At 53.6% G+C, this 18,312-nt stretch carries 18 protein-coding genes and 1 pseudogene; 17 read left to right on the plus strand and 2 right to left on the minus strand.

The features are described 5' to 3' along the window. Positions 1–355: 355 nt before the first annotated feature. The 13 genes and pseudogenes from PJDR2_RS01955 to PJDR2_RS02010 all read left to right on the plus strand — a co-directional run bounded on the left by PJDR2_RS01955 (position 356) and on the right by PJDR2_RS02010 (position 13,609). Positions 356–1,681 carry a glycosyltransferase family 4 protein gene (locus PJDR2_RS01955; protein ID WP_012772361.1) on the plus strand — a complete coding sequence of 442 codons (1,326 nt, stop codon included), beginning with the start codon at positions 356–358 and terminating at the stop codon, positions 1,679–1,681. Then, positions 1,678–2,724, plus strand: coding sequence for an NAD-dependent epimerase (locus PJDR2_RS01960; RefSeq protein ID WP_012772362.1), 1,047 nt, complete (start codon positions 1,678–1,680; stop codon positions 2,722–2,724). The genes PJDR2_RS01955 and PJDR2_RS01960 overlap by 4 nt, the downstream gene beginning before the upstream one ends. A 47-nt stretch (positions 2,725–2,771) precedes the next feature. After that, a pseudogene (locus PJDR2_RS33370) lies at positions 2,772–3,830 on the plus strand (glycosyltransferase family 4 protein); the annotation flags it as partial. Positions 3,831–3,899: 69 nt separating this feature from the next. Next, the gene (locus tag PJDR2_RS33375) at positions 3,900–4,520 is read left to right on the plus strand and encodes a sugar transferase (protein WP_265525148.1); all 621 of its coding nucleotides are present in this window, start codon (positions 3,900–3,902) and stop codon (positions 4,518–4,520) included. Positions 4,521–4,549: 29 nt separating this feature from the next. Further along, the gene (locus PJDR2_RS01970; protein ID WP_012772364.1) at positions 4,550–5,218 is read left to right on the plus strand and encodes an acetyltransferase; all 669 of its coding nucleotides are present in this window, start codon (positions 4,550–4,552) and stop codon (positions 5,216–5,218) included. A 310-nt stretch (positions 5,219–5,528) separates the two neighbouring features. Continuing rightward, a complete protein-coding gene (locus PJDR2_RS01975; protein WP_012772365.1) occupies positions 5,529–6,704 on the plus strand; it encodes a DegT/DnrJ/EryC1/StrS family aminotransferase in 1,176 nt (391 codons plus the stop codon). Beyond that, positions 6,691–7,587 carry a UTP--glucose-1-phosphate uridylyltransferase GalU gene (gene galU / locus PJDR2_RS01980; protein ID WP_012772366.1) on the plus strand — a complete coding sequence of 299 codons (897 nt, stop codon included), beginning with the start codon at positions 6,691–6,693 and terminating at the stop codon, positions 7,585–7,587. The genes PJDR2_RS01975 and galU overlap by 14 nt, the downstream gene beginning before the upstream one ends. Position 7,588: 1 nt before the next feature. Beyond that, positions 7,589–8,932 carry a UDP-glucose 6-dehydrogenase TuaD gene (tuaD, locus tag PJDR2_RS01985; protein WP_012772367.1) on the plus strand — a complete coding sequence of 448 codons (1,344 nt, stop codon included), beginning with the start codon at positions 7,589–7,591 and terminating at the stop codon, positions 8,930–8,932. A 175-nt stretch (positions 8,933–9,107) separates the two neighbouring features. Further along, a complete protein-coding gene (locus PJDR2_RS33035) occupies positions 9,108–10,061 on the plus strand; it encodes a hypothetical protein (protein WP_012772368.1) in 954 nt (317 codons plus the stop codon). A 106-nt stretch (positions 10,062–10,167) separates the two neighbouring features. Then, entirely contained in the window at positions 10,168–10,641 is a 474-nt protein-coding gene (locus PJDR2_RS01995) for a GNAT family N-acetyltransferase (protein ID WP_012772369.1), read from the plus strand. 498 nt (positions 10,642–11,139) lie between these two features. Next, positions 11,140–11,619, plus strand: a complete 480-nt coding sequence (locus tag PJDR2_RS02000) for a hypothetical protein (RefSeq protein WP_012772370.1) — start codon at positions 11,140–11,142, stop codon at positions 11,617–11,619. Between the two features lie 102 nt (positions 11,620–11,721). Continuing rightward, the gene (locus PJDR2_RS02005; protein WP_012772371.1) at positions 11,722–12,261 is read left to right on the plus strand and encodes a sigma-70 family RNA polymerase sigma factor; all 540 of its coding nucleotides are present in this window, start codon (positions 11,722–11,724) and stop codon (positions 12,259–12,261) included. Further along, a complete protein-coding gene (locus tag PJDR2_RS02010) occupies positions 12,254–13,609 on the plus strand; it encodes a DUF4179 domain-containing protein (protein WP_012772372.1) in 1,356 nt (451 codons plus the stop codon). The genes PJDR2_RS02005 and PJDR2_RS02010 overlap by 8 nt, the downstream gene beginning before the upstream one ends. A gap of 46 nt (positions 13,610–13,655) precedes the next feature. On the opposite strand, the gene PJDR2_RS02015 is transcribed toward PJDR2_RS02010, so the two are convergent. Both PJDR2_RS02015 and PJDR2_RS02020 read right to left on the minus strand, forming a co-directional pair. Further along, the gene (locus PJDR2_RS02015) at positions 13,656–13,895 is read right to left on the minus strand and encodes a hypothetical protein (protein ID WP_012772373.1); all 240 of its coding nucleotides are present in this window, start codon (positions 13,893–13,895) and stop codon (positions 13,656–13,658) included. Positions 13,896–14,135: 240 nt separating this feature from the next. Next, complete coding sequence (locus PJDR2_RS02020) at positions 14,136–14,969, minus strand: alpha/beta fold hydrolase (RefSeq protein WP_012772374.1); 834 nt, start codon at positions 14,967–14,969, stop codon at positions 14,136–14,138. Between the two features lie 144 nt (positions 14,970–15,113). Between PJDR2_RS02020 and PJDR2_RS02025 the strand changes: the two genes are divergently transcribed. From PJDR2_RS02025 to PJDR2_RS02035, 4 genes are all read left to right on the plus strand, one after another. Continuing rightward, a complete protein-coding gene (locus PJDR2_RS02025) occupies positions 15,114–15,557 on the plus strand; it encodes an Lrp/AsnC family transcriptional regulator (RefSeq protein WP_012772375.1) in 444 nt (147 codons plus the stop codon). 147 nt (positions 15,558–15,704) lie between these two features. Beyond that, positions 15,705–16,613: an NAD(P)/FAD-dependent oxidoreductase gene (locus tag PJDR2_RS02030; RefSeq protein WP_012772376.1), complete on the plus strand. Its 909-nt coding sequence runs from the start codon at positions 15,705–15,707 to the stop codon at positions 16,611–16,613. Between the two features lie 105 nt (positions 16,614–16,718). Then, positions 16,719–16,850, plus strand: coding sequence for a DUF4023 domain-containing protein (locus tag PJDR2_RS32305; RefSeq protein WP_012772377.1), 132 nt, complete (start codon positions 16,719–16,721; stop codon positions 16,848–16,850). A gap of 161 nt (positions 16,851–17,011) precedes the next feature. After that, on the plus strand, positions 17,012–18,049 hold the full coding sequence (locus tag PJDR2_RS02035; RefSeq protein WP_012772378.1) for a cation diffusion facilitator family transporter: 1,038 nt from the start codon (positions 17,012–17,014) through the stop codon (positions 18,047–18,049). Positions 18,050–18,312: the final 263 nt, after the last annotated feature.

Below are 18,312 nucleotides of genomic sequence, written 5' to 3' on the forward strand. Positions count from 1 at the left end.
AGCCATGGAGTATTTAAGGTCCTTAAGGGACCTTAAGCTGCGGAAAAAGCAGCTGGTTAGGGTCGTTAAGGTCCCTGAGGGACCTTAGGGCGTGAGAGAAGGCGCAAAAGTCGGCGAAAAGCGGCAGTCATGGAGTATTTAAGGTCCTTAAGGGATCTTAAGCTGCGGAAATAGCAGCTGGTTAGGGTCGTTAAGGTCCCTGAGGGACCTTAGGCGTGGGAGAAGGCGCAAAAGTCGGCGGAAAGCGGCAGTCATGGAGTATTTAAGGTCCTTACGGGACCTTAGGGTAATGTTGGACACGCCCGAGACGGCAATAACCGCCTTACGGGCAATAGAAACAGAAGGAGGGAAAGACATGAACGTGCTGTGGGCACATGACCATACGTTTTATTTTAACGAATCGGGGAAATTTTTCTCCGGAGGCAAGCTGCCTTATGCAGTGTGGGAACGGTATCTAGGCGTATTCGATCAGATTACGGTTGCAGCCCGGGGCAAGAAGGCATCCTCGGATGAAGATATGGCGGGCAAGACGTTGTCGAGTGGACCAAATGTGGATTTCCTTGTGCTTCCGTCACTGAGTAATCCGGTCAATAAAATGACGAAGCGGGGCTATATCGAGCAGTTGCTGCAAGAGGCGATCGGCAAGGCTGACGCCGTTATCGCGCGTGTGCCAAGCGAAATCGGTGCCGAAGCGATCCGGGTTGCGCGCCAAATGGGCAAGCCTTATGCGGTTGAAGTCGTGGCCTGCGCTTGGGACGGACTATGGAATTACGGCAATCTGCAGGGCAAGCTGTACGCGCCGTTCTCGCTCAACCAGACACGGACGATCGTGAAGGATGCGCCCTACGCGCTGTATGTAACGGAGCGTTTCCTGCAGCAGCGTTATCCGAATATCGGCGGCAAGACGGAATCCTGCTCCAATGTGGAAATTCCGGAGCCGGGCGATGAAGTGTTGACACGCCGGTTGGAGCGCCTGCAGGCGATGAGCCCGGATGCGCCGATGACGATTGGGCTGATCGGGTCGCTGAACGGCCGCACGAAAGGGATCGACATTGCCCTTCGCGCAATTGCCAAGGCGAAGCAGCAGCTGCCATCTGCCAAGTTCCGAGTTCTTGGCGACGGGGATCCGGCACGCTGGCAGGCAATGGCCGAAAAGCTGGGCATCGGAAGCATGGTCTCTTTCGAAGGCGTGCTGCCTAGCGGCGGGGCCGTCTTCGAATGGCTGGACGGTATTGATCTGTATCTGCAGCCTAGCTATCAGGAAGGGCTGCCGCGGGCAACGATTGAAGCGATGAGCCGGGGATGCCCAGTGCTTGGTTCTATGGCAGGCGGAATTCCGGAGCTGATCCACGAGAGCTGCCTTCATCGTCCGGGCCAAGTCGGCCAACTGGCCGAGCAGATCAAACGAGCGACGTTTGACCGCAAATGGCTGAAGGAGCAGGCGGAACAGAATTTCGGCAAGTCCAAGCAATTCACGAAGCAGCGGCTGGATGCGAAGCGTCAGGCTTTCTGGCAGTCTTTTGGCGATATGGTGAGACAAGGGGCTCTGAAGGATTCGGTAGCAGAAGCCGCAGCCGCAGGGGAACAAATTCTTTCAGACAAAACAGGTCAAGACGAGGCCTATACAGGCAGCGAAACAACAAGCACAAGCGAGAGCAGAGAAAGGGTGGGGGCTATATGACGATTTTGGTGACGGGTGCAGCCGGATTTATCGGCTTCCATTTGAGCGCGAGATTGCTGAAGGAAGGCAAGCGTGTCGTTGGCCTGGACAACTTCAACGACTATTACGATGTGCAGCTGAAGCGGGACCGCTGGTCGCAGCTGGTCGCTTCACCGTCCTTCAAGGGAGCCGAGCAGGATCTGGCGGATTACGAAGGTCTGCTGGCGTTGATCCGGGAGGAAGGCGTTACGACAATCGTGCATTTGGCGGCTCAGGCGGGCGTGCGTTACAGCCTCACGAATCCTTTTGCTTATCTGGAGACGAATCTGCAGGGCTTCGGCCATGTGCTGGAAGCTTCGCGTCAGGCAGGCATCAAGCATCTGGTCTACGCTTCCTCCAGCTCCGTGTATGGCGCCAACGTCAGCATGCCGTTCTCGGTCAGCGACAATGTCGACCATCCGGTAAGCTTGTACGCGGCAACGAAGAAATCCAACGAGCTGATGGCGCATGCCTACAGCCATTTATATAACCTGCCTACGACGGGACTTCGGTTCTTCACCGTATACGGCCCATGGGGCCGCCCGGATATGGCGTACTTCAGCTTTACGCAGAAAATTATGGCCGGAGAGCCGATTCAGGTGTTCAACGAAGGCAAGATGCAGCGCGATTTTACGTATATCGATGACATTGTGGAAGGCATTTACCGTCTGCTTGACCAGGCGCCGCAGCCGAACGCGGAATGGGATCGCGTCGATCCGGATCCGGGCACAAGCTATGCGCCTTACAAGGTGTACAACATCGGCAACAACAAGCCGGTTGAGCTTATGGCGTTCATCAACACGATTGAGGACAAGCTGGGACGCAAAGCGGTTATGGAGTTTAAACCGATGCAGCCTGGCGATGTAACAGCGACCTACGCGGACATCGACGGATTGATGGCGGATGTTGATTTCCGTCCGGAGACAACGATTGAGGAAGGCATCGGACGTTTTGCCGAGTGGTATAAGTCCTATTATGGCGCCCATTCCGACCTGGAAACGGCGGTAAAGGCGGCGGGACAATGAATCGAAAAATAGCCCATATCTGCACCTCCGGCATCAGCCACAAAATTATGGGCGACAAGCTTCGGCTGCTTCAGCAGCAGGAAGGCGTACAGGTAACCTTCATCTCCTCTCCAGAGGGTGTAGATGCGGAGCTGATGAAGGAAAAAGCCTACCCGTTCGAATGGAAGCTGCTCCCGATGGCGCGGTCCATTCAGCCGGTTGCCGACCTGCGTTCGATCCTTGCGATGTACAAGCTGTTCCGCCGCGAGCGGTATGACATCGTGCATACCCACACGGCCAAGGCCGGTCTGATCGGACGGATTGCGGCGAAGCTGGCGAGGGTTCCGGTGGTTATTCATACGAGCCACGGGTTGCCGTTCTATGAAGGGCAGTCGAAGAAGACGTATTGGTTATACAAAATGCTAGAGAAGTTTGGCGCGGTATGCTGCGATGCGCTAGCTTCGCAGAACGAGGAGGATGCCGGCGTGCTTCGCAAGCTGGCGCCTTGGCGGCCGGTGTTTGTGGAAGGCAACGGAGTAGACCTTAAGCATTTGGACGAACTGGCAGGTAGGGTAACGCCGGAGCAGACAGCGGCGCTTCGCAGGAAGCATGGGATCGATCAGGAGGAAAAGGTGCTGTTTATGGCGGCGCGCTTTGAACCGGTGAAGGATCATAGCCTGCTGCTCGATGCTTTATCGGAGCTCAAGCGGGTTGGTGCCTTGAATTGGGTAACGGTACTAGCCGGACAAGGCCCGCTGGAGGCGGAAATTAAGCTTCAGGCGGAAATGAGCGGCCTCGAGGACGATGTACTGTTCGTCGGACAGCAGTCCTCGATTATTCCTTGGCTGGTTATGGCCGATGCCGTAACGCTGACCTCGGAAAAAGAAGGCATCCCGCGCTCCCTGATGGAAGCGATGGCGCTCAGCAAGCCGGTTGTTGCCACGAGAGTGCTGGGCACTAGAGAGCTGGTGGCGCATGCCGAGACCGGATTGCTCGTCCCTTACCGGGATTCCATGCAGCTGGGCGAAGCTCTTGCGGCGATGATGAATACGCCGGAAGCCAGGAAGCGGATGGGTGATGCGGGACGCCGCCGGATTGAGGCAACGTTTACGGAAGCCCGGGTTGTGGAGCGTCTAATGCGGCTGTATCGCAGTACGAAGGCTCAAGTGAATCGGAGCCGCGGACTAGGAGCCAGGCTGAATGCCTTTGGCAAGCGGCTGTTCGATCTGGTAGCCAGCGTACCTGCTGCGCTGCTGCTGTCGCCGGTGATGTTGATCGTTGCGCTGCTGGTGAAGCTGAAGCTGGGTTCGCCGGTCTTGTTCAAGCAGCAGCGTCCGGGCAGGTACGGCAATCCGTTCTATGTGCTGAAGTTCCGCACGATGCGGGACGCGTACGACCGGTTCGGTCAACCGCTGCCGGACGAAGCGCGGCTGACGTCCTTCGGCAAGCTGCTGCGCAAGCTGAGTCTGGACGAGCTTCCGCAATTATTTAATGTGATTCGCGGGGATATGAGTTTGGTGGGGCCACGGCCTCTATTGATGGAATATCTCCCGCTTTATACCGAAGAGCAGGCGCATCGTCACGATGTCCGTCCGGGCATTACGGGCTGGGCGCAGGTTAATGGACGCAATGCCGTTTCCTGGGAAGACAAGTTCAAGCTTGATCTCTTGTATGTGGAGCGGCGGAGTATCTGGTTTGATTTTCGCATACTGGTACGGACTGTGGGAAAGGTGCTGAAGCGTGACGGAATCTCGAGCGCGGGTCAGGCCACCGTTCAAAAATTTACGGGAAGCAGAGAAATGGGGAATGCATCATGATTAGCGGTCATACGGAGCAATACCGGGTAATGGAGGAGCCTGCAAGACGCCCTCTAATCGTAGTGGGTATGGGCGGACATGGCCGGGTGCTGATGGACATCGCCCGCGTATCGAAGACTTACCGATTGGCGGCAGTTCTTGACGACCGCTTCTCCGGCGTCGAGCTGCGGGGCGGCCTGCCGTATGGTCCAATCGCGACGCTGAAGCATTTTCTCGCGGATGAGCCGGGCATGCATGTGGTAATCGGCATCGGCGACAACCGGACGAGACGGGCAATCGTAGAATTGCTCTCTCTGCCCGAGTCTTCTTACGCAGTACTGGTGCACCCCGCGGCCGTTGTCGCGGAGGATGCGCGAATCGGGCTTGGCGCCGTGGTGATGCCCGGCGCGGTCATTGGCCCGGGCGCCGTAGTTGGCGCGCACGCCATTATCAATTCCGGCGCGGTCGTCGAGCATGACGCGCTGGTCGGTCCGTACGCGCATGTATCGCCGAACGCGACCATGGCCGGCGCCGCCTCCGCCGAGGAAGGCGCGCATATCGGCAGCGGCGCGGTGCTCATCCCGCGCATCCGCGTCGGCAGCTGGTCCGTGCTTGGCGCGGGCGGCGTCGCCGTCCGGGACATCCCCGGCGGCAAGACCGCCGTGGGCGTTCCGGCACGGGTCGTGCCGCCACGCCTTAGCGTGGAGAAGGCGCTGTAAGGCAGTACGAGTGAGGCAGTGTAGGGCGGAAGCCCGCCTTACACTGCTGGAGCCCGCCTTTCAGCACCATTAAGCGCGCAGCGCCGGGCTACGTAAGCTCCAAAAGGAGCTTACGGCCCTCGCTGCCGCGGCAAACCAGCCCCTGTAAGCGCCAAAAGCCGCTTACAGCAAGTCAAAACCCGCGCCGCAGCCTTCGCTGCTGGCGGCGCAGTAAACCAAACCCAAGCGCGCGGCGTTGCCAACGCGAGCCGCGCGTACCACATAGCCCGCCCTGACAGAGGCGGGCAGCACAAGAGGAGCTGATCGCGACGTGAACAACAGTCGAATCTATTTATCCCCGCCGCATTTGGGAACGCGGGAGCGCGAATACGTAGAGTTAGCCTTCCGCACGAACTGGATCGCGCCGCTTGGTCCCAATGTCGACCAGTTCGAGCGCGAGCTGGCCGAGAAGGTAGGAGCGAAGGGGGCAGTTGCGCTGTCCTCCGGCACCGCGGCCATCCATATGGCGCTTAGGCTGCTGGGAGTTGGACGCGGCGACCGCGTTTTCGTCTCCTCGCTTACTTTTATCGCAAGCGTGAATCCGGTGCTGTACGAAGGCGGCGTGCCGGTCTTCATCGACTGCGACGCCGAGACTTGGACGATGTCGCCGCAGGCGCTTGAGCGCGCATTCGAGGAGGCGCATCGCAACAGGCAGCTGCCTAGAGCGGTTATCGTTGTCCACCTGTACGGGCAAAACGCCGACATGGACGCTATTAACGAGATCTGTGCCAAATACCGCGTGCCGGTCATTGAAGATGCCGCCGAATCCCTGGGCACCATGTACAAAGGCCAATCCAGCGGAACCCATGGCAAATTCGGGATCTACTCCTTTAACGGCAACAAAATCATTACCACCTCCGGCGGCGGCATGCTGGTCTCCGACGATACCGCGGCGCTGTCGAAGGCGCGCTTCTGGGCGACGCAAGCTCGCGAGCCGCAGCCTCATTACGAGCATGCGGAGCTTGGCTACAACTACCGCTTGAGCAACGTGCTCGCGGGAATCGGCCGCGGACAACTGGAACTGCTGGACGACCGGGTAGCCGCTAGACGTGCGGTATTCGACCGGTACAAGCGGGCTTTTGCCGACATCGAAGGCATCAACATGATGCCGGAAGCGGAATATGGCTACGCTACCCGCTGGTTGACAACGATGACGATCGATCCGATTATTACCGGCTGCACACCGGCCGATCTGCTGGAGCGGCTCACCGAAGCCAATATCGAAGCGCGCCCGGTATGGAAGCCGATGCACCGCCAGCCGCTTTTGCAATATTATCCGTACTTCCCGCATGAGCCGGGCAGCAGCGTGTCCGACACGCTGTTCGAGCAAGGCATCTGCCTGCCGTCGGGTTCCAGTCTCACGTGGGAAGAGCAAGACCGCGTGATCACCTGCATCAAGCAAACCATTCAAATGAAATCGAGGAGGATGTCCCATGAAAGTGCGTAAAGCGATAATTCCAGCTGCCGGTCTCGGCACCCGATTCCTGCCTGCAACAAAAGCTCAGCCGAAGGAAATGCTGCCGATCGTGGACAAGCCGACTATCCAATACATCATTGAAGAAGCGATTGCTTCCGGCATTGAGGACATTCTGATCATCAGCGGCCGCGGCAAGCGGGCGATTGAGGACCATTTTGACAAGTCGTACGAGCTTGAGGACATGCTTGCCAAGAAAGGCAAGACGAAGGAGCTTGAGCAAATCCGCGGCATCTCCGAGATGGCGAACATTCACTACACCCGTCAAAAAGAGCCTAAAGGCCTTGGCCACGCCATCTGGTGCGCACGCAGCTTTGTGGGTAACGAGCCGTTTGCCGTACTGCTTGGCGATGATATTGTACAGTCCGAGGATCCATGCCTCAGCCAACTGATCCGCGTCTATGACCGCTATCAGTCTTCGGTTGTTGGCGTGCAGCGCGTAGCCGATGAGGATGTATCCAAATACGGGATAATCGCTCCTCGCGGATCGTCGATCGAGCCGTCGGTCTTTTTCCTGGATGGCCTGGTGGAGAAGCCTTCGAAAAAAGCCGCTCCTTCCAATTACGCGATTATGGGCCGTTACGTGCTGTCGCCGGAGATTTTCGATATTCTCGAGCATCAATCCCCGGGCGCGGGAGACGAAATTCAGCTGACCGATGCGATCAAGAAGCTGAACGACCAGCGCAACGTGCTTGCTTACAACTTTGAAGGCGTCCGTTACGACGTAGGCGATAAGTTTGGTTTTATCAAAGCACAACTCGACTTCGCGCTGCAGCGCGACGATCTGCAGAAGGATGTACTGGGCTACCTGCAGCAAGTATACGAAAAGCATTTTATTACGAAGGCGGCGAACTAACATGCGGAAAATTACAGTAATCGGTACGGGTTATGTCGGTCTTGTTTCGGGTACTTGCTTTGCCGAGGTAGGCAACCGGGTTATCTGCTGCGACGTGGATCAGCGCAAAATCGACCTGCTCAATAGCGGCGTCATCCCGATCTATGAGCCGGGTCTCGAAGAAATGGCACTTCGCAACAAGAGCGAAGGCCGCCTGCTCTTCACGACCGAAGTAGGCGAAGCGATCGAAGCTTCGGACATCGTCTATATCGCGGTTGGCACGCCGATGTCGGAAACGGGCGAAGCGGATATGCGCTACGTCATGTCGGCGGCGAAAAAGATCGGCGAGCATCTGAACGGTCACAAAATCATCGTGAACAAGAGCACCGTGCCGGTCGGCACCGGCGAGCTTGTGCGCGAGGTTGTTCAGGCGAATAAGAAGTACCCTTGGACAAGCTTTGACGTCGTGTCCAATCCGGAATTCCTCCGTGAAGGTACGGCGCTGTCGGACTGCATGAACATGGATCGCGCCATTATCGGCTCGGACAACGCGGAGGCGGCGGAGCAGATCGCGCAGCTGCATGCGCCTTTTAAGACGCGGATCTTCAAGACGGATCTGGAAAGCGCGGAGATGATCAAATACGCGGCGAACACGTTCCTCGCGACCAAGATCTCGTTCATCAACGCCATCGCCAACATCTGCGAAAAAGTCGGCGCCGACGTGGAAGACGTAGCCAAAGGCATGGGCATGGACAGCCGGATCGGCGAAAAATTCCTCCAGGCCGGCATCGGCTACGGCGGCTCTTGCTTCCCGAAAGATACTTACGCGTTAGCGCATATCGCGGATAAGTCGGGGTATGATTTCGAACTGCTGAAGTCGGTTATCAAAACAAACCATCGCCAGCGCTTCGTCGTCATGGACAAGCTTCGCGAGACGCTTGGCGGACTTGCGGGCAAGCAGATTGCCGTGCTGGGCCTGGCATTCAAGCCTAACACGGACGATATGCGCGAGGCGCCGTCCTTAAGCATTATTCCGGAGCTGCTGAAGCAAGGCGCGGTTGTTCGCGCGTTTGATCCGATTGCAGCCGAAGCGGCTAAGAAACAGCTGCCTGCGGAGGTCGCTTATCTGGAGTCGGCGGAGCTTGCGGCTGCTGGCTGCGATGCTTGCGTGATTTTGACCGAATGGAATGAAGTATTGACGATGGATCTGGCAAAAGTCCGCGACCGGATGAAGCAGCCGATCATGATTGACGGACGCAACAGCTTTGATCCGAAGGTGATGGAGCAGCACGGTTTTGTCTACTACTCGGTAGGACGCCGTCCGGTGAATCGTCCGGAGGCAGAGCGCAAATCCGTGAATTTGTAGGATGAGCCCAAGGCGAATTTATAAGAATAGCTCAAAGGTGATTCAGTAAGTTACTGCAAATCCTGATCTCGAAAGGGGGTGAGCACTTGAAAGAAGGTCCGCTTCGGCCGGGCGGATGTGAAGTGCGGATTTACCTTATAAAACGAAATTGCAGGAAATGCAGGAGGAGGAAGGTATGAAAAAGAAATTCCGGGCACTGGTAACGTTGGCTGCTACGGCTTTGCTTGTGCCGGCGCTTATCGTTAACGCGTCCAGCACAGCAGCCGCATCCAAAACAGCAACAGCTGCCGTTACAACAGGATCGTCATTGTCGAGCTTTTTCTCGCAATCGTCGTTCCAACCGCTTGCTAATACGTTCATTCAGAAGGTGATTCAGAACTTTGCACAAGAAGTGCAAAAGGCTGTTGAGAGCGTTCAGAACGGTAAAGGTAACAACGGCAAAGGCAACAATGGTAACGGCAATGGCAATAACGGCAACAACGGCAATGGCCATGGCAACAATGGCAATAACGGTAATGGCAACGGCAACAATGGCAACAACGGCAACAACGGTAATGGCCATGGCAACAACGGCAACAATGGCAACGGCAATGGCAATAACGGTAACAACGGTAATGGCAATGGCAATAACGGCAACAACGGCAACAACGGCAACAACGGCAACAACGGCAACAACGGCAACAACGGCAACAACGGCAACAACGGCAACAACGGCAACAACGGCAACAACGGCAACAACGGCAACAACGGCAACAACGGCAACAACGGCAACAACGGCAACAACGGCAACAATGGCAACAACGGCAACAACGAGAAACAAATCCAACAGGTGTACAATGACACTTCCGCGAAGCTGTTCCAGCTGCGCAACCAGTGCCAAGCCGGCCTGACGGACATTGCCGTGGAGTTCACGACGTTAACGTCTACGCATGAGAAGACGGAATTGTACAAAACCGGTACAGCCGCATTCAGCAGCTGCACAGCTCAGTACAAAACAGTCATGAACGATGCAAGCGCGCAAATCGTTGCTCTTGGCGGCGAGCCTTCGATCCTTGAACCGATGCAAGATCGTTATCAACAAGAGATCATCGCAGGCCGTGCACAGCTTAACGCAATCGTAGGTAAATAATTTTTTGCTGAAAAAGAAGAACCGCGCAATGGAGATAATCTCTGTTGCGCGGTTTTTTCTGTCCTGTTTTCGGATTATAATAGGTACGGAAACGGAGGTTGTCATCATGATTATCAGAGAGCTTCAGGAGAAAGACAACGCAGCAATTGAACGCGTAATCAGAGAATGCCTGATCGAATTTGGAGGCAATCGGGAAGGACTGGCATGGGCAGACGAAAGCTTGAGCCATCTGTCTGACTATTATAATCGCGCAGGCCGGGCCTATTGGGTCATCGAGCAGGATGGCGAAGTTGTTGGCGGCTGCGGGATTGCGCCGTTTGCCGACTCGGAGGAAGTATGCGAGCTGCAGAAAATGTATCTTTTCCCGGCAGTACGCGGTACAGGCATGGCGGTAAAGCTGCTCGATACGGCGTTAGCCTTTGCCCGGCTTTATTATAAACAGTGCTATCTTGAAACACTGCAAAATATGCATGCTGCCAACCGCTTCTACGCCAAGCATGGCTTCGAGTCGCTGGCTGCGCCGCTGGCCGGATCGGAGCATTTTGCGTGCGACGCCTGGTATATTAAAGGTTTGGAATAATTGAGGCTGATTGCTACGAGAGTAGGAACGGACTTCCTTCTGCCTACTGCTTTCTACGTTGCCAAGCTTTTATCTTGAACTAGCTCCATACCAATAATGAACCAGCCTCATTAAATAATGAGGTTATTCGCCGTAGAGGTGTGCAAACGGGCTATTTGCCGTGCAGGAGTGAGGAGGTCCGCCTAGAGGCGACGTAGAGCCTCACAAATAGTGAGTCTAGCCTCACTATCGCATGGGAAGAGAGGTAGCAAGAGTAAAATAGCGCGGTTAGCCTCATTAAATAATGAGGCTATTCGCCGTAGAGGTGTGCAAACCGGCTGTTTGCCGTGCAGGAGTGAGGAGGTCCGCCTAGAGGCGGCGCTGAGCCTCACAAATAGTGAGTCTAGCCCTACTATCGCATGGGAAGGGAGGCAGCAAGAAGTAAATAGCGCGGTTAGCATCAATAAATATAGAAACTTTTGGGAACCAGTTTCGTCTTTACATGGGGGAGGTGGAGAAATGAGGAATGCAAACCATGCAGCTAAGCTCATTAAACTATTTCTGTTCTTATGCAGCCTGTTCCTGATAAACGCTTGCGGTAGCCAAGCTGAAGAGGTTCAGCATGTTGAAGCTTTCGGGATTGAGGTCCTGGATCAGAATGCGGAAGGCCTATATGAACCAACCGGCTATAAGAAGGTGAATGCCATCACCACGACTAAAGCAGACAAAAATTATACGAGGGTGGATCTGAAGACGGTAGAGGACTTTTACGATACGGGAGGCAAATACATTAAGACGGTAATCACGCACAGCCAGGGCTATAAGTCGAATGTATTGGATAGCAAGGATGGATTTGATCGCACGGAGGAACTTCATGAGCCGTCAACGATTCTGATACCCGACGAAGACGCCGAGAACTTCCGGGGGGACCAATTGTCCAGTGACGAACTCGAGCAGCTAAAGAAACATGTACAGTCCTTTATGAAGCTGGTTGATTAAGCAGGCGAATTCGTCTGCTTATTTTATTTGTCTTGTTGCCAAAACCGTTTGATCCTCCCGGGAGTCTAATAATTAGATGCAAAATGGCAGGGGAGGAAGCGTGTGGGGAACGAATTACTGGTGGCCGCAGCGAAACGTGGCGATGATGCTGCCTTTTATAGTCTCATTACGCAGCAGAAAGAGAAGATGTACCGGATTGCCTATTCCTATTTGAAGAATGAAACCGATGCTCTTGAAGCCGTGCAGGAAGCGACCTGCCGCGCATATATGCAGATTCACAAGCTGAAGGAGCCGGAGTTTTTCGGCAGCTGGCTGATCCGGATTCTGATGAATTATTGCGCGGATGAAGCGAAGCGGAAGGCGCGAAGAACGGACGGACAGCAAGCAGCTGCCGCTGCGCTTGATCTGCATGCAACAAGCGGCGAGTCGGCCTTGCTGGAGCGGGTTATGCTCGAGTCGGCGGTGGAGCAGCTGGATGCAAACTATCAGAAAGTGATTCAACTGAAGTATTATCATGATCTGACCATTACGGAGATTGCAAGAACGCTGCAGAAGCCGGAAGGCACGATAAAAACATGGCTGCATAAAGCTCTAGGCGGGTTACGGCAGCGGCTGGGGAAGGAGGGGGAGCCGAATGGATGAATATCGGGATGAGCAGGCGCGCGAGCTTCCGGAGCTGGAAGCGATGAAGGAGTATATGGAGGACATGCCTATTCCGTCCGAGATTGACGCGAAAATTTGGAGCGGAATAAGGGCCGGCAGGCGGCGCAGAAGACGCAAAGTATTTTCCAGAGTAGCAGCTTATACCGCTTGTCTCTTGCTTCTCGTATCGGTTGTTTCCGTCCGCTTCTCACCTGAAGTAGCCGCTTATGTGGGGGAGATACCGGGCCTTAAGCCGCTAGTCGAGCTCATTCATTATGATAAAGGCCTTGAGCTGGCGATGGACAATGATTTCATGCAGCCAGTGGGCCTTTCGGAAGAGCGGGACGGAATGAAAATGACGATTGACGGCATCATCGCCGATGAATCGAGAATCATAGCGTTCTATTCGCTAGAGAATATGAATGGGCAGAAGAGTGTGGTTAATCTTCAAGGCGTGAAACTTACTGAGCATTTGGAAGCTTCCATCTCGCATGGATCTTCTGATTTCAGGGAGGACTGGGATACCAAGCAAGGTACCATTGACTTTAATTTTGTGGAAGGCGTTCAGATTCCGGATACCTTAAATGTCGACCTCGAGCTGAAGAAGACTGGCGAAGCCGCAACAAGCGGCACGGCATGGCATTTTGCCATTCCAATCGACAAGGCTAAGTTTGAAGGGTTGAAGGAAACCTACGATATCAATCAGACCGTCTTGGTTGAAGGTCAGAAGATCATCTTCGGGAAAATGACCGTTTACCCGACCAGGATAGGAATTGAAGTGAGTTATGACCCGGCTAATACGAAGAAGCTGTTCTACTTTGATGACCTTAGGCTTGAGGATGAGAAGGGAGAAGAATTCGGTTCCATCACAAATGGCGTATCCGGTTCGACCTTAAGTGAGAACAGTCAAGTCCTGTACCTCGAAAGCAATTACTTCCGTAAGCCCAAACATCTCTATCTGCGGGCGAGCAGTATCCGAGCCTTGGATAAGGATAAGCGGGAAGTAGAGGTTGATCTTAGCCATAAGAAACTGCTTGCCAGCCCGGATGATCGGCTTACTCTGAAAGATATCGGTACCAGTGCCGAGGATGGCCAAAGCATTCTAATCTTTGAGATGAAAAATGAAGATACGCTTGATCAGAACCGGATGTACAGCTTATTCGAAAGTACGTACAAGGACGCTTCCGGTAAATCCTTCGAGTCCCATATGACAGGTTCCTCCGGCAACGGTTCAGATGCTGAATACGAGTATTACATCCCGAAAGAAAACTACCAAAGCCCGCTCACGCTCTTCATTCAGGATTACCCGACCCGGATTCATGGGGACATTGATATCAAAATCAAATAAAAATGCTACCGCAAGGGCTGCCGCTAAGAATCTCGGCGGCCCTTGTTCATCCTACGCCATCACTTTCTAACAGGTCATAAAAATGATCGCGGTCTTCGTCATCGAATTTGCCAAGTGTCCGAAGAATAACAAATTCATGTCCGCCGTACATATCGATTTCTTCGCCGTACCCGTTATAGAGCGCAATCATGGTGCCATTCCGGTTTCGTTCCATATATCCGAAGCATTGTTCCTCCGGTGATTCGCCGTAAAGAAGCGTAAATCTGATTTTATCCACGCTGTTCATGTAACTTCTCCTTTTATATAAGTAATGACCGTATCTTACAATTGGCCTACGAATAGGTTACATGATACAAGGCGAATACGAAAAAGCGATAGCGTGCTTCTGACTCGCAAATTTCTTCTTATTTCCCAAGCGAAAGGGGGAAGCCCTGGCTACGTCGCTTACTCGCACATTATCTCTTGACGGGACGGGATTTGGGGTTTATGATACCTTGCCTGTTATCCAAACGGCAGGCTTACTTCTTTACTCCGACAACAGAAAATCGATTACAGCTTTCTCGAACGCATCAGGAAACTCTACATTGGGGAGATGGACGGCAGGCAGTATAAGAAGCTTTGCGTGCGGCACCGTCTCGGCAATTAATTCGCCATGGCTGGGGAGCGTTACCGTATCATGCTGACCGGCAATGACTAATGTGGGGCTGCTGATAAGAGCAGCGGTCCGGCGCAGGTCCATGTCGCGGATTGCGGCCCAGCTGCCTCCGATTCCTTCTGCGCGGGTGGCGAGGACCATTTGGCGAAAGGCTGCGACAATCTCGCTCTCCGACTCGATCATAGGCGAAGGAAACCAATTGTTGATAAACATATCTGCGAATCCGTTCAGGTTCTCCGCCTGCAGAACCGAGTCAATTAAGCCATTCCACTGCTCAGATGGTCCCAGATAGGACGAGGTATTGCTCAAGACCAGCCGGCTGATCCGTTCGGGAGCATGAATCCCAAGCCATTGTCCGACGGCACCGCCGAGTGACAGCCCGAGAAAATGGACGCGGCCGATCTGAAGCGAGTCGAGCAGCTCGATGACATCTCTGCCCATTCGGTCCATGGAATAAGGTCCGGCTGGAGTATCCGAGTCGCCGTGTCCGCGATAGTCGTAGCGCAGCACGCGGAAATGCTCGGTAAACCGAGCGATCTGTCCGTCCCACATATTCATGGAAGTAGCAATAGAGTTAGCGAGCATCAGTATCGGCTTGCCGGCTGCCCCATCGATTCGAAAAGCAATTCGTATCCCTTCACCGGTCGTAAAAAAGCTTACCCCGCTCGTTCTATTTGTTTCATTAAAGGTCGCAGTCATCGTCATCCATCTCCCTCATTGGTTATTAGTGACAGTTTATTGGAATCGGCTTACAATTTACATGAGAAGATTAAGGAGTTTGACGCCCGAAAGCTTCATTATTACTGTAGTAGCTGTCCCAAACCTTTAATTAAGAGGTGATCCCCATTTATGGACCAAATTGATCATAAAATACTGTCGATCCTTCATGATAACGCTAGAATTACGATATCGGAGATGAGCCGCATCATCGCTATGTCGCAGCCGGCTGTTACCGAGAGGCTTCGAAAGCTCGAGGAGCAGGGAGTCATTACGGGCTACCGGGCAGAACTGTCTTTATCCAAGCTTGGCAAGTATACAACGGCGTTTGTATTGTTTAAGTCGAACAACTGCAAAGAATTTGAAGCTTTTAGCGAGGCCGCACCTGAGATCGTGGATTTCTACCGAACGAGCGGGGAATTCAATTATTTATTAAAGGTTGTGACGGAAACAAGCGAGACCTTGGAGAACTTCCTTGAGAAATGTCATACTTTTGGATTTTCTTCGACTCTGGTCGTACTATCCACCCGATTCGAGGATAAACTTTTTCCCGCATTTCTCCCCAACCAAGCATAAATCCCGAATAAACCGCGTACTTAGTGAAGCAAGACTTCATAAGCATCGCGGTTTTTTTGTGCTTGGATAAGCGTTTTGTTTTTGCGCAAAGATGCCATACTGAACGAATAGCGAGTAGGGATATAGGTTTTTAAGGAGTGATAACAAATGAAGCTGTATGACTGCGCTATTATAGGAGGCGGGCCGGCTGGTCTTAATGCGGCGCTTGTACTGGGGAGAGCAAGGCGGCACGTTGTGCTGTTTGACGATAATAAGCCGCGGAATGCGGTGACCCGGGAATCGCATGGATTTATTACAAGAGATGGCGTGAAGCCCGATGAGTTCCGGCGGGCTGCGCATCTTGATATAAGCAAATATCCTTCTGTGCAAGTGGTTCGGAATAAGGCCGTGGATATGGTGAAGCGGGGGCACGCCCTGTTTCTCGTAAAGGCAAGTACCGGAGAGGTGTATCAGGCACGGACGATTATACTGGCGCTTGGACTAAAGGAGAAGCTGCCCGACATAACGGGTGTCGCCGATTATTACGGCTCTTCCTTGTTCAGCTGTCCTTACTGCGACGGATGGGAGCTAAGGGACCAGCCTCTTGCCGTGATATCAGAGAATGAGTCCCATCGCTTCTCGATGGCGTCCACAGTCTACAACTGGAGCAAAGATCTCATTGTGTGCACCAATGGGGTCGGAACGTTTGAGCCGCAGCAACGGGCGAAGCTTATGAGCCGGGGTGTGCGGATCTTCGAGCAGCCCATCGCTTCTCTGAGGGGAAAAAGCGGCCGTCTGCAAAAGATCGTTTTTGCCGACGGGACGGAAGTAGCGCGTACGGGAGGTTTTGTAACGTCTGACTGGTATCTCCCGATCCGCATTGCCGAGAAATTAGGCTGCAGATTAAATGAAAGCGGTGGTCTGGCGATAGATGATTACGGAAAAACAACCGTAGAGCATGTCTACACAGCCGGCGATGCGGCAACAATCTCGCCTGCCCAGCTTATTGTTGCGGCTGCCGGAGGTAGCAAAGCGGCGATGAGCGTGAATACCGCGCTGACCCATTTGGATTTTTAAGATGCTATGCCATTTCATAATGAGACTGTAGCATTCGGCTTACGGAACGCATAAGGTGAATTCTCCGCGGATACCCTACTTAATGGCAAAGGAGGGGATTTGAACATGGAATCGACTAGCGAATTTGTAGCGAAGGTTCATGCCACGCAAGCTAAACAGAAGAAAAACAAGATTCATCATGGCAAAGGCAAGGCGTCCCAAAAGCTGCAAAATGTGCAGCATACAAACAATCCTTAGTCCAATGAACGGTTCCGCCCGTGTCTTCGGTTACTCCGAGTCCGGGCGGTTTGTGCGAAAAGAAGCTAAAATGTCAATCCATGGATTGACAAAAGAGTGCAGTTACGGCATCATAAACATATGAATAGTTGTTCATATATATAAAGTGAGGTGCCAGTCTTATGAGTCATGAACATAACCATCCGGAAGAGGAGCACGCCCATACGCATTCCGGCGAGGAGCATGAGCCAAGCTGCAGCGTCGGACATCACCACGGCAACGGCCACGGGCATAGTCACGGGCATCATGGTCATGACCATGGGCATCACGGGCATCATCATCATTTTGACATGTCGGGCAACAAGACCGGATTATTTATTGCGTTAATCATTACCGCAGGCATTATGGTATTGGAGTTTGTTGGGGGGCTGGTGACGAACAGCCTTGCGCTTCTGTCCGATTCGGGGCATATGCTTAGCGACGTAAGCGCATTGGCGCTTAGCCTTGTGGCTGTATGGTTTGCGGCGCGCCCGGCTTCGGCAGTTCGTACGTTTGGTTTTCACCGGTTTGAGATACTGGCGGCTTTATTTAACGGGATTACGCTTGTTGTTATCTCGGTGTTTATTATTTGGGAAGCCATTGGCCGTTTGTTTGATCCTCCGTCCGTGGCCAGCGGCTCGATGATGCTGATTGCGGCCATTGGCCTGCTCGCCAACCTCGTAAGCGCTTGGGCACTGCTGCGCAAAGGGGATGTTCATAACAATTTGAACGTAAGGAGCGCTTACCTGCACGTGCTCAGCGATGCGCTTGGTTCGGTTGGGGCTGTGCTTGCGGGGCTTCTGATCTACCTGTTCGACTGGAATATTGCCGATCCGATTATTTCGATTGTGGTAGCCGTGCTTATTGTAAAAAGCGCCTGGGGCGTGCTCAAGCATACCGTCCATATTCTGATGGAAGGGACTCCGGTTAACGTGGACGAGAAGGAAGTGCGCGCTGCGCTTGGAGAAATCGAAGGTGTCGTTGATGTGCATGACCTTCACATTTGGACGATTACTTCCGGTCTGGATTCCTTGAGCTGCCACCTGCAGGTCGCAGACGGAACGGATTGCCAAGGAGTGCTGCAGGCCGCGATCGTGCTGATCGAAGAGCGCTTTGGCATCCAGCATTCCACGATTCAAGTGGAGAGCTCGCGTATCCGGCATATGGAGCTGCAGGTTTAGCGGGAGCCCCGAGGTGCTGCAGCCGTTAGCGATGCGAGCAATGTGCGGCGGCTATGTACAGCTGTATCTCGAGCATTGAAGCTGCTCTGTGCAGAGTGAAAGTACTGCCGTTCGCCCACGTTGCATGAAATGCAGGATATAAATGAATATTGGCCCAGTAACCTGAACTATACTGCACAGAATGCATCATATTAGTGATTTATAGCCCTAATCGGCTCGTATTGACGCAATATACTGCATTATGTGCAACGTAACTCTTCTAT

The organism is Paenibacillus sp. JDR-2 (assembly GCF_000023585.1).
Classification (GTDB): Bacteria; Bacillota; Bacilli; order Paenibacillales; family Paenibacillaceae; genus Pristimantibacillus.